The organism is Dehalococcoidia bacterium (assembly GCA_030018455.1).
Lineage (GTDB): Bacteria > Chloroflexota > Dehalococcoidia > DSTF01 > JALHUB01 > JASEFU01.
The window spans coordinates 137884-150366 of sequence record JASEFU010000004.1 but is presented as its reverse complement, the minus strand read 5'-3'; the positions used below and the strand labels follow the sequence as shown (position 1 = coordinate 150366).

Genomic DNA, 12483 nt, shown 5'->3' with positions numbered 1-12483 from the left:
CTCCTTCTTCCTATCTTAACGCCTTTCCGCTGTCAAGTAGCTGCCTGGGCGCGCGCCGCCGGCCGTCGGATGGCGATATAATTGAAATCGAAACCGCATGTCGTTAGGGAGGAGCCCGATGCAGCAGCGAGCGCGAGTCCGAAAGCCCCCTCCACACGAAGTCGACGTCCTGCTCCGCGACGGTTCAACCGTCCATCTGCGGCCCATAAGTCCCGATGACGACGAGGCGATGATCGCCCTCTTTAACCGCCTCAGCCCGCGAAGCGTCTATCTGCGGTTCCACCACGTGATTCGCGAGATGACGCGCGATGAGGTGAGGCGCTACACGAACGTAGACTATGAAGACACCTACGCCTTGGTGGCCACCTTAGGGGAGCCGCCGGACGCTAGGATAATCGCCGTGGGTCGCTACTCGCGGCTGGGCAATTCCGACAGGGCAGAGGTGGCCTTCGTCGTGGAAGACACCTATCAGGGACGCGGCATAAGCTCGCATCTGCTGCAGCAGCTCGCGATCGCCGCCAGAGAACACGGCATTCGCATCTTCGAGGCCGAGGTGCTGGCCGAAAATCAGCTCATGATGGAAGTGTTTCGCGATAGCGGTTTTCCCCTCGAGACCACGTTCGAGGACGGGACGTTCCACGTCGTGTTCTCGATTGAGGAGACCGCCCAGACGGAGGCAAAGACCGAGCTGCGCGAGCAGATCGCGGCTACCGCGTCGATCCGCGCCTTCTTCTACCCTTCGCGGGTAGCCGTCATCGGCGCGTCGCATGAACGAGGGACCATAGGGGCAGAGATCTTTCACAACATCCTCCGCGACGGCTTCAAGGGGATAGTCTACCCCGTCAACCCCAACTGGCCGGTCGTCGGTTCGGTCCGCGCTTATCCTACCGTGCTGGAAGTGCCCGACGATGTCGACATGGCGGTGATTGCCGTGCCGGCGGAGCATGTCGTCGAGGTTGCCGGGCAGTGCGCGCGAAAGGGGGTGCGCGCGCTCGTCGTCATATCGGCGGGGTTCAAGGAGATCGGCGGCGAGGGCGCGGTGCGCGAAGACGCCCTGCTCGCCCGGGTACGCAGTTACGGCATGCGGCTTGTCGGGCCCAACTGCATGGGCGTCCTTAACACCGACCCCGAGGTCAGCCTGAACGCTACCTTCTCGCCTGTCTTCCCGCCGCGGGGAAACGTCGGGCTGCTGTCGCAGAGCGGCGCCCTCGGGCTGGCCCTGCTCGATCACGCCCGAAAGCTGAACCTCGGCCTGTCGACTTTCATCAGCGTGGGCAACAAGGCCGACGTCTCGGCAAACGATCTCATCCAGTACTGGGAGCAGGACGAGTCGACGGACGTCATACTGCTCTACCTTGAATCGTTCGGCAACCCGCGGAAGTTCGGCCGCATCGCGCGCCGCGTCTCCCAGACAAAGCCCATCGTCGCTGTCAAGAGCGGACGCACCGCCGCGGGCTCCCGCGCCGCTTCCTCGCACACCGGCGCACTCGCCGGCCTCGACGTGGCGTCGGAAGCTCTCTTCGAACAGGCGGGAGTGATACGGACGGACACCCTCGAGCAGCTTTTTGATGTCGCGACTCTCCTCGCTCACCAGCCCATACCCAAAGGCCGGCGCGTCGCCATTATCACCAACGCCGGCGGGCCCGGCATCCTTGCCGCCGACGCCTGCGAAAACCTCGGCCTCGAGCTGCCGACGCTCAGCCCCCGGACTCAGGCGGCGCTGCGCGGGTTCCTCCCGCGGGAGGCGGCCGTGTCCAACCCTGTCGATCTGCTCGCTTCAGGCACCGCCGATGATTACGGGCGCGCCTTGCGCCTCCTCTTCCAGGACGAGGGCATCGATTCTCTCATCGTCATCTATATTCCACCGCTGGTCACCAGGCCGGAGGCTGTCGCTAACCGCATCTGTGAGGCGGCGAGCGAGTTCTGGGGCCGCAAGCCCATCCTCACCTGCTTCATGAGCGCGGCGGGGGCGCCGCGGGAGCTCAGTCCGGAGGGCAAAGGCTTTATTCCATCTTTCGCCTTCCCCGAAGACGCTGCGCTGGCGCTGGCCAAGGCCTGCGGCTACGCGGAGTGGCGCGCCAAGCCGAAAGGGACCGTCCCCAGGCTTTCCAGCATCGACAGCGCCGCCGGTCGTTCCATCGTCGACGCCGCGCTCGCGAAAAGCGACGGCAGCGCGTGGCTCTCCTCGACAGCCGCCGCCGGCCTGCTGCAGGCCTACGGCATCCCTTCCGCGCGCGTCGCCATCGCGAGGACCGCGGAAGAGGCCGCCGCCGCCGCAAAGGAGATCGGCTTCCCCGTAGTCGTCAAGATCGCCTCTTCGACGATCCTGCACAAGACCGATCTCGGAGGCGTCATCCTTGACCTCCGCTCCGAAGAGGAGGTCCGCGGCGCGTTCGAAGCGATCGAAGAACGCCTTCGCGCCGCCGGCCGTCTCTCCGAGATGGAGGGCGCAGTGGTGCAGCAGATGGTATCCGGCGGCACCGAGGCGATAATCGGGGTAACGCAGGACCCATCGTTCGGCCCGCTCATCATGTTCGGACTGGGCGGAATATACGTCGAGCTATTGAAGGACGTGGCTTTCCGCATCCATCCCCTAACGGACGTCGACGCGCGGGAGATGGTGGAGTCGGTGAAGGGGTTTCCCTTGCTCCGCGGCTGGCGGGGCGCCGAGCCCGCGGATATCGCCGCCCTTGAGGACGTGCTGTTGCGCGTTTCCGCGATGGTGGAGGATGTCCCCGAGATCGGCGAGATGGACTTGAATCCCGTGAAGGTGCTCGCCGCCGGCCGCGGGTGCACCGTCGTCGACTCCCGCATTCTGCTGAAGCAGGTCGAGCCGGGCCCCTGGTCTGCCTGAGAGCTGACGAACCGCCGGCGAGCCATTCTGCCCATCGCCTTGCTGCCGCGCTGCCTCCGACGGGGCGAATCGTTCATATTCCACTTATTGAACCGCTTAAACGCTTGACCAAACTCGATTTGCCCTTTAGAATCTCGCTAAGCTTCATTGCCTCAGAGGCAATGCCTGCGCTGGTCCAAGGCGCAGTCAAGTCGGCAGTAATCCAGAAGGGAGGTCAAAGGAAAGCATGCATAGAACTACTAGGGGGAGCAGTAAGGCAAAGCGCTTGCTTCTGGTCTTACTGACTCTGGTCTCGCTGTTCGCCCTCGTCATGGCGGCGTGCGGCGAGGACGAAGAAGAGGCAGGCGAGACGCCCTCGGCCGAAACGCCGTCCGGCGGCAAGACGCCCGCCGCAGAAGGCACGTTAACAATCGGTATCCTTTTCGACTTCACGGGCGACCTCGCTGAATTCGGGCCTAACATGGAGAACGGCGCCAAGCTGGCCGCCAAGCACATCAACGACGCCGGCGGCGTGCTGGGGAACGACATCGTGCTCAAGCGGGCCGATTCGCAGACAAACCCCACGGCCGCAGTACAGGCCGCGCAAAACCTGGTGAACACGGAGGGGGTACAGGCGATAGTCGGCTCGCTCTCCAGTGGCGTTACGCTGGCGGTGGCGGAGGCCGTCACTGTGCCAGAAGGGATCATTCAGATCTCCCCGGCTTCCACGTCTCCCGCTCTCAGCGCGGTCGATGACAATGACTTCCTCTTCCGCACAACGCTGTCCGACGCCGCCCAGGGGCTCGTCCTCGCCCAGCTGGCCAACGAGCTCGGCTACAAGAAAGTCTCCACTATGTACGTGAACAACCCCTATGGCGAGGGGCTGTCCGAGAACTTCAGGGCGGCATTCGAGGAGCTTGGGGGCGAAGTGCCCGCCGAGGTGCCTCACGAGCAGGAGCAGGCCTCGTACCTGTCAGAGCTTCAGCAGGCGGCTGAGGGCGACCCCGATGCTCTCGCCGCGCTGAGCTATCCTCAGAGCGCGACCGTTTACCTCAAGGAAGCGATCGAAAACGACCTCTTTGACACGTTCCTGTTCTGCGACGGCACGAAGTCAGAGGACATCGTTGAGGCGGTGGGCGCTGAGAACGTCGAGGGGATGTACGGCACTGTTTCGGCAGCGGCGGAGATCCCGGCGCAGTGGCGCTCCGAGTTCGAGGCCGAGTTCGGCGAGCTCCCGCCTCTGCCCTACATCGCTGAGTCCTACGACGCGGTGATCATGATCGCCCTCGGGGCCGCGAAGGCGGGCTCCCTCGATCCGGCGGAGATCCGCGACGCCATGAGGGAGCTTAACGACCCCAACGGCGAGAAAATCGGCCCGGGCGCCGCAGACATTAAGAAGGCGCTGGAGCTCATTGCCGAGGGCAAGGCGATCAACTACGAAGGCGCTTCCGGCTTCAACGGCTGGGACGAGAACGGCGACGTGCCTTCCGGCTACATCGAGATCTGGAAGTACGAAGGCGGCGAAATCGTCACCGTGCGCACCGAGCCGGTGACCGTCGAATAGTCGCGCCACGATAAGAAGCTAGCGGCCCGGACTCTCTATCCGGGCCGCTACTTTTCCTCTGTGTTCCCGAAGCGCTACCCCGGTTCGCCGCTTCCGACCGGCGCTACCGCCGCCCCTTCTTCTTCCTCCGTCTCCCTGTGCTTCACCTCCTTGTCCTCCTTCCCGGCAAACAGCGACACTACCTTCTCCTCGCCCAGAAGTCCCTTCGGGCGCAGCAACAAAACAATCACGATGAGGAGCCCGATCAAGAGATTGCGCACGTAGAAGATGCGCGTTTCCAGCGCTTCCCCGGAGTGCCCGATAATCCAGTTCGTCCTGTCCCATATCAGCCAGACAACGAACGCTCCCAGAATGGCGCCCTTGCTATTCCCGCTGCCGCCAACGATCAGCATCACCCAGATGAGGAACGTGCCGAAGAAGGGCGTGAACGTGTCGGGCGTAATGGCGCGCACGTAGTGGGCGTACACCGCGCCCCCGATGCCCATGATCACCGCCCCGAAGACGAACGACTGCATCTTGAACGAAAACACGCTCTTCCCGCTCGCCGCCGCCGTGATCTCGTCCTCGCGGATCGCCCGCAGGACGCGGCCCCAGGGCGAACGGATCCCGCGCTCGATGGCGACGTACACGAGGATGACAATAACGACGACGATCCCCAAATAGATGTACTTGTAGTCGGACGGGTCCACCAGATCATGCAGCGGCTGCGGGATGCCGATCATCCCCCGCGTGCCGTTCGCCAGCCAGCGCTCGTTGATGAAGATGCGCCGCAACGTCTCCGCGACGCCGATGGAAGCGATGGCAAGGTAGTCCTCACGCAGGCTGAGGGTGGGTATACCGATGATGAACGCTATCACTCCGCATGCGAGGCCCGCACCCATTACGCCGACAACAAACGGCAACTCGTACCCGCCGATGTACTCGACGTACTGGCCGGTCGAAGGGCCCTTCGTCAGGATGGCCGTGGTGTAAGCGCCAACCGCGAAAAACCCGGCGATGCCGAAGTTGAAGATGCCCGTGTAGCCCCAGTGAACGTTCAGGCCGAGGGCAAATATGGCGTAGATTCCCACCAGAATCAGGAACGAGGCCAGGTAAGAAAGGCTGAAAAAGTCGGTGAAGAAGTCGATCATGCCTTCGCTCCGAAGAGACCCGTCGGCTTGAACAGCAGGATCGCGAAGAGCAGCATGAACGCCACCGCCGGTTTGTAGGCCGGCGATAACCACTCCGTCGACAGTTCCTGTGATACGCCTACGATGAGCGCCCCTACCAATGCGCCCTGCGGGCTGCCCACGCCGCCAAGGATCGCCGCCGAGAAGAGGGGCAGCAGGAAGATGAAGCCCATCTCCGGCATCAGGTGCGACTGAATCCCCAGCAGAACGCCTGCCAGCCCGGCGAGCGCACCGCCGATCGCCCACGTCCAGATGACGACTTTCTCCGTATCGATTCCCGACACGCGGGCCAGCTCCATGTTGTCAGCGGTGGCGCGCATCGCCTTCCCCAGCTTCGTGCGGTAGAGCAGCAGATAGACAAGCGCCATCACGCCCAGCGCCGCGCACCCGATGAAGGCCTGGTCGGGCTTGAGGCGTATCCCCAGTGGCAGGCTCATCGCCTTCTGTATGCCCAGCACGTAGAACTGCTGATCAGGGCCCCATAGCAGGTAGACCATGCTCCGCACGACCATCGCCATGCCCAGGGATGACATCGCCAGGATGACGAGCCCCGCCTTCCGGTTGCGCAGCGGGCGGTAGACAATGCGGTCAATGGCGACCGAGAGGACGCCGACGCCGATCATCGCCGCCAGGATCGCGGGGATCATACCGTAGCCGAAGGAAAGGGGGCCGAGGCGGTCGTTACCGAAGAAGATGAAGAGGGCGATGTAAGCGCCGGCCGTCATCAGATCGCCGTGCGCGAAGTTGGCGAACTTCAGCACACCGTAGATAAGTGTCAGCCCGATCGCCCCCAGCGCAATCACGCTGCCCACAATGAGACCTACGACCACTAGCTGGGCCACTGCGCTCCCGTCTAACCCCCGAGATACAGCCTTCCCACATCTTCGCTGCTGAGCAGGTCCTGCCCTGAGCCTTCCAGCGCGTTCTTGCCCATCACCAGGACGTATCCTCGATGACAGAGGTTGAGTGCCTCGCGGGCGTTCTGCTCCACTATCAGTATGGCCACTCCCAGCCGGTTGATGTTGCGGATCATGGCCAGGATATCGCCGACCATCTTCGGCGATAGGCTGGCGGTAGGCTCATCGAGCAGGAGCAGGCGCGGCTCCAGCATCAGGGCGCGGGCAAGGGCGAGCATCTGACGCTGGCCCCCGGAGAGCTTGCCCGCGCGCAGGTGCGGCCGCTCGGCGAGGGGCGGGAAAAGCTCGTACATCTCTTCGCGCTTTCTCTTCAGCCCATCGCGGCGGATGAAGGCGCCCATCTCCAGGTTTTCTTCGATGGTGAGGGAGGGAAAGACGTTGTCGCTCTGGGGCACGTAGCAGATCCCCTTTCGCACCATGTGCTGAGGCGCAAGGTTCGTCACTTCAGCGCCGTTGAAGACTACCTTGCCCTTCCTGATCTTGAGCAGGCCGAAGATCGCCTTCATCAGGGTCGACTTACCGGCGCCGTTAGGGCCGATGACGGCGACGATCTCCCCCTTGTCCACCATCACGGACACGCCGTGAAGGATATCGACTTCGCCGTATCCCGTTACGATGCTGTCGGCCTCGAGGACTGTCACCGGTACTGTCCCCCCAGGTACGCTTCAAGGACCCGCTCATCGCGCACGACCTCTTCGGGCGTGCCCTCAGCAATCCGCTCGCCACTGCTCATCACGATTACGGGGTTGCACAGCCGGGCGACGAGGTCCATGTCGTGCTCGATGAGGAAGAACGTGATCCCCGCCTCATCACGGAGCCGCTCGATAAGGGTAACGAGGCTCTTCATAAGGGTAGGGTTCACGCCCGCGCCCGGCTCGTCGAGAAGGATCATGCGCGGGCCGCACATCAGCGTGCGCGCCAGCTCCAGCAGCTTCTTCTGGCCCGACGACAGGTTGGAGGCGTATTCGTCACGCAGGTGCCAGAGGTTGACGAACTCCAGCACTTCCAGCGCCTTCTCGCGGATCTCGCGTTCCTGTCGGCGCACGGTGAACGGCATGAACCACGACCTCCAGAGGCTCTCGCCCGCCTGCGCGGACGGCACCAGCATAAGGTTCTCCAGCACCGTCATCAGCTTCAGCTCACGCGGTATCTGGAAGGTCCTCACCACCCCCTTGCTGAACACGCGGTGCGGCGGTAGGCAGTCGATTCGATCGCCGCCGAACACGATCTCGCCCGCGGTGGGCTTGAGAAAGCCGGTTACCAGGTTGAACAGCGTCGTCTTGCCGGCGCCGTTAGGACCGATGAGGCCGGTTATCGTGCCCTCTTTCACGTTGAGCGAGCACTCGTTCACCGCCTTCAGGCCCTCGAACGCCTTGGTGACGCTCCGAACCTCCAGCAGATCACCGTTCATGCTTCCCAAACGACTTCTTCCCTATCTGCGTCAGATTTGCAGACTCTACTATACAAAAACTCTGCTCAGGCCGCCAATACTATAGCCGTGGAGGAAGACGCCGCAGCGGCCGCGCTGCTTTCGCTGCCGGAACAACGGGCGGCGGGGCCTGGTTTGGCGCCATGCCTCCTCATATCTGCTGCCGTTCCCAAGAATCCCGCGGTGTCTTCTCTTGCTCCGGAACGGCGCCCGCCCGCTTCCTACCTATTCGGATAGATAAACAACGCTTGCTTTTCGCCGACTATTAAGAGGTGACTAGAGATTCGCACTTGAGCCAAGAGGAACCCTATCGGCGAGACACAAACGGCGACAGGTACGCGACTATCGGATGTTAAGACCACGATCGGCGCGCGGCTGGGCCTTGTTGGCCAACCTCCTGCTTCTTCTGCTGCTTAGCGGCATAGTCGTGTTGATGGCCTGGCGCGTCCGCAGCGACAGGGAAAGGAATCATACGCTTGAGGAGAGGGCGAGCGCCGTCACTGCCCTCCAGAACGCGCGCGCCGAGTTCTTCCGCGGCGCCATCGCCCTCACTTCCGCGGCAGTTGCCCCCGACGCCCGCCCTCTCGTCAAGATGTATTACAACGCTCAGGTACAGGGGGACAGGGAGCTAGCGCGCGCCCGCACCGCACTTGAATCGCTCGGCGCGACGGCGCAGGTGGCGGCGGTCGAAAAGCTGTCACGGCACCTTGGAGAGGTGCGCGCCGAAGTGGACAGCGTGCTCGCCTGGTCCCTGGCCGCGGATCAGTTCACCCGCACCTCCGTGAGCCAGCAGTACCAGCCGCTACTGTGGCCGCAGGTCGAGCAGATGATGGCGATTCTCGACGACATCGCCGGAGAGCTTGATGCCGATCTGGCGGCCGGCAGAGCCGAGGCAAACAGCGCTCTCAACCTGACCCTGTGGCTCCTCGTGGCCTCCTGCTTCGCCGTCCTTGTGTTTTCGATAACGACTTTCGGCTTCGCCACTGCCCGAATCGTGCGCCCCCTCGCGGCTTTACAGAGGAACGCGCGCGCGATCGCCTCCGGAAACCTCGAGGCCCGCGCCCATGTCTCCGGCCCGGAGGAGGTCACGGCCCTCGCCGACGACTTCAACCACATGACTGAGGCGCTGCTGGAGCGGACGGAAAAACTCCAAATCTCCGAGCAGAGCTTCCGCAACGTCCTTGATGTATCGCGCGACATCATCTACAAGCTCAACCATCAGGCCCGCACCTACGAATACATGAGCCCTTCCGTCCTTTCGATTTGCGGGTTCACCCCTGAGGAGCTCATCGATATGGGGCTCCGAGGAACGACGAAAAGGGTCCATCCGGACGATCTCGAAAAGTACCGGACGTCCCCCGATCAGCTCCCCAGCTCGCCGGCTCAACACCGGGACGGCCCGATTATTGAGTACCGCTGGAAGTGCAAGAACGGCGAATACCGCTGGCTCAGCGACAACCGCGCACTTATCCGCGACGAAAAAGGGCGTCCGCTGGCGACAGTCGGCACTGTGCGCGACATTACCGACTGGAAGAAGGCGGAAGAAGCGCTGCGCGAGAACGAGCAGAAGTTCCGCTCTCTCTGCGCGCTCGCTCCGGTCGGTATCTTCCTCACAGATTCCTCGGGCAACTGCGTCTATCTAAACGAGTACCTGCAGGCCATCGGCGGCATGACAGCGGAGGAATGCCTCGGCCATGGCTGGACAAAGGTTCTCCATCCCGACGACCGCGACGAAACGATAATGGAAACTGCATCGGCGGCAGAGGAAATGGGCGAGTTCGCCCGCGAGCTGCGCATCGTCGACTCTGTGGGCAGAACGCGATGGGTCCGAGTAATGACCAGACCGGTAATCTCGCCGGAAGGAAGACAGACCGGTCGGATCGGGGTGGTAGAGGATATCAGCGAGCGGAAGCGGATCGACGAGGAGAAACAGGGCGCCTACGAGACGATTGTCACGCTCCTCGCAGCAGCCGCAGAGGCGCGCGACCCCTACACCGAAGACCATCTCAGCAGGATTCGCGGCTACTCCGAGGCAATCGCCGACGAGCTCGGCCTGCCGCCGGACGAAAGCGCCAAGATCGGCCTTGCCTCACTTCTTCACGATATCGGCAAGTTGCGCGTCCCCGACTCAATACTCACCAAGCCGGGCGACCTGACGCCCGAAGAGTGGCAGGTGATGAAACTCCACACGGTCTGGGGCGATGAGCTTCTCGCCGGCCACGTCTGGCTGGAGAAGGCGCGCCAGATCGCCCGTTGGCACCACGAGAACTGGGACGGCAGCGGCTACCCTGATGGGCTGAGCGAAACGGAAATACCGATCAGCGCTGCTATCGTGGCCGTGGCCGACGGCTTCGACGCCATGACGAGCGACCGACCGTACAAGAAGGCCTGGCCCCCAACGAAAGCAGTCAGGGAGATCCAGTCGCAGAGGGGAAAGCGCTACTCACCGCAGGTGGTCGATGCCTTCATGCGCGCGCTGGAGAAGGGACAGATCGAGAAGATCGCCCTGCGCACCTTCGAAGAAATGGCCGCCTGAGCTTGCGCGCCCGCCGCGCTGCAGCCGGGACCTGATCCCCTCCGCCGATCGCAGCCGCGCCCATCTGCTTCTCTCTTGAGGCGGACAATCAGACGGGACGCATGGCTTGCACGCGCCCCGTCCCGTCGATACCGCGCCCGATTGCCGTCACCAGGGGCATGGCAGGAGATTGCCCCAGCCATCGTACTCGACGGCCATGTCGTCGATTCCTGCCCACGACCCGTCGGGGAACTGCTCCAGCAGTATCCACGCCTCGGCCTCAGAGAAGGCCAGTCCCACGAGATAGAGCCGCTCCATGCCCCGGTCCTCCGCCAGCATGGAGCAGTAGGACCCGATGTCGTCCTCCGTTGTCCAGTAGCAGTCGCCGCTGTAGCCGAGGCCGAGACCGTACATGTACACGCCGATGGCTTCTTCAGGCGTCGAATAGCCGGCGGGCGACGCCGGCGGCGGGGGCGCCGCTGGAGCCGGCGGCTGCCTCGGCGGCGCGACAAGCCCCATCTCATAGGCCAGCAGGTCGCTCTGGGCGCCGGCGAGATACGCCAGCCCCTCATACGACATGCCCTCTTCCAGCGTCAACACTCCCACGACAGCGAGCACGTTGCCCTGCCGGAAGCCGGTGAAGGCAAGCAGCAGCGGCGGCTCACCGGGCGAAGATACGATCTCTTCCGTCGCAAAGGTGCAGCCCTCGTCCCCCAGCATGGGGTCCGACAGGTATTCGGGCTCGTAGAACTCGAAGCCCACCGCGGTCACGAACTCCCAGGCCGTGTCAAGAAACTCTTCGCAGCCTGAGGTCGCGCCGGCGGCCCCTCTCTCCGTCTCATACAGATCGAGTTGCGCGAAAATGAAGACGGGGATATCGCCCGCCCGTTCCGCGGCGTCGATGTTGTCGAAGACACGCCTTACCCCGCCCACGCGGCCGTACGCCTCGTAGAACGCTATCGCCTCCTCGGGATCGAGGTACCACGATGCCCGGTCCTCGTTTGTGAGGAAGACCTCCTCTCCCAGAACGAAACCGGGGCCGATGTCTTCGGCGGCCAAGAGCGGCAGGTCCAGCTCGTAAATGTCCGGTGAAGACTGCTGCGGCCGCGGGATGACCGCCGCTTTCGTCGCTTTCGCCTCCTCCAGGAGCTCGAACGCAAGGTCGATGGGACGGATGCGTCCCGAGCCTTCGAGCCCCAGCTCCTCGACGTAGTAGACCGCGCTGGGCACGCCCACCAGGTAGCCCCGTTCGTCGAAGGCGCCGCCACCGCTGTTGCCGGGCGCGAGGCGGGCGTCCGTCTTGATCCACGCCTGCTTGCGTCCTTCCCCGGCGACGAAGCCGCTTACTGAGCCTTTCGTGAGCTCGAGCGAACCTTCGCCGATGGCGGGATAGCCGAGAATGGTGAGCGGAGCGCCGATCTCGAGGTCATCGACGCTGCCCAGCCTGATTTCATCGAGGTCGAGCGCGGAAGCGTCGATCTCGATCCCGTTGCGGTTACGGGTGATGCGGATGACGGCGAGATCGATCTCCTCGTCCCAGGCTGCAAGACCGCCGAAGTACGTCAGTTCCGGGACTTCTTCGGGCTCGCCGGCCACGTATATGCCGATGTCTTCGTATTCACCGACGGAATCCGGGTCGACGACGTGGAAGTTGGTGAGTAGAAGCCCGCTATCGTCGATGATCGTGGCGGAGCCGCTGGCAACGGGCTCGAAACTGCGGCCCTCGTAGATGCCCGGCGCCACCATTACGACCGAACGCGAGAGGTCCTCCACATCCAGTCTCTCCGGCGTCTCCACCGGCGCCTGGGGCGGCCGCGGCCCTTCGCCTCCGCCGTCGCCCCCGCAGGCGGCGGCCGCGGCGATCACCGCGGCAAAGACGCCGCACATGATCTTTAAGCTCTTCATTTCTCTAACCTCTTTTCGAGCGCGCCGGCCTGCGGCCGGACGCAAAATCTCCCGTTATCGGGCACTCGTCTGCCTCCCTGAAGTAATTGTCGGTAGACGACGGCGGCCCGCCATCCGTCTTTGGGGGATGCGTGCCGGTCCGCCATCAGGA

At 63.5% G+C, this 12483-nt stretch carries 8 protein-coding genes; 3 read left to right on the top strand and 5 right to left on the bottom strand.

The window, feature by feature from the left end:
• Positions 1 to 118 precede the first annotated feature (118 nt).
• Together QME71_07390 and QME71_07385 are read left to right on the top strand one after the other, a co-directional pair.
• On the top strand, positions 119 to 2854 hold the full coding sequence (locus tag QME71_07390; protein ID MDI6858115.1) for a GNAT family N-acetyltransferase: 2736 nt from the start codon (positions 119 to 121) through the stop codon (positions 2852 to 2854).
• 265 nt (positions 2855 to 3119) lie between these two features.
• Positions 3120 to 4397 carry an ABC transporter substrate-binding protein gene (locus QME71_07385; protein ID MDI6858114.1) on the top strand — a complete coding sequence of 426 codons (1278 nt, stop codon included), beginning with the start codon at positions 3120 to 3122 and terminating at the stop codon, positions 4395 to 4397.
• 74 nt (positions 4398 to 4471) lie between these two features.
• Here QME71_07385 and QME71_07380 read toward each other — a convergent pair whose 3' ends face one another.
• The 4 genes from QME71_07380 to QME71_07365 are packed head-to-tail and all read right to left on the bottom strand — an operon-like array spanning position 4472 to position 7894.
• A complete protein-coding gene (locus tag QME71_07380) occupies positions 4472 to 5527 on the bottom strand; it encodes a branched-chain amino acid ABC transporter permease (GenBank protein ID MDI6858113.1) in 1056 nt (351 codons plus the stop codon).
• The gene (locus QME71_07375; protein ID MDI6858112.1) at positions 5524 to 6408 is read right to left on the bottom strand and encodes a branched-chain amino acid ABC transporter permease; all 885 of its coding nucleotides are present in this window, start codon (positions 6406 to 6408) and stop codon (positions 5524 to 5526) included. The genes QME71_07380 and QME71_07375 overlap by 4 nt, the downstream gene beginning before the upstream one ends.
• Before the next feature lie 11 nt (positions 6409 to 6419).
• Positions 6420 to 7124, bottom strand: a complete 705-nt coding sequence (locus tag QME71_07370; protein MDI6858111.1) for an ABC transporter ATP-binding protein — start codon at positions 7122 to 7124, stop codon at positions 6420 to 6422.
• Positions 7121 to 7894, bottom strand: a complete 774-nt coding sequence (locus tag QME71_07365) for an ABC transporter ATP-binding protein (GenBank protein MDI6858110.1) — start codon at positions 7892 to 7894, stop codon at positions 7121 to 7123. Before QME71_07365 ends, QME71_07370 begins: the two co-directional genes overlap by 4 nt.
• 403 nt (positions 7895 to 8297) lie before the next feature.
• On the opposite strand from QME71_07365, the gene QME71_07360 reads away from it, so the two are divergent.
• Positions 8298 to 10448: a PAS domain S-box protein gene (locus QME71_07360; GenBank protein ID MDI6858109.1), complete on the top strand. Its 2151-nt coding sequence runs from the start codon at positions 8298 to 8300 to the stop codon at positions 10446 to 10448.
• 147 nt (positions 10449 to 10595) lie between these two features.
• Here QME71_07360 and QME71_07355 read toward each other — a convergent pair whose 3' ends face one another.
• Positions 10596 to 12332 carry a serine protease gene (locus QME71_07355; protein MDI6858108.1) on the bottom strand — a complete coding sequence of 579 codons (1737 nt, stop codon included), beginning with the start codon at positions 12330 to 12332 and terminating at the stop codon, positions 10596 to 10598.
• Positions 12333 to 12483: the final 151 nt, after the last annotated feature.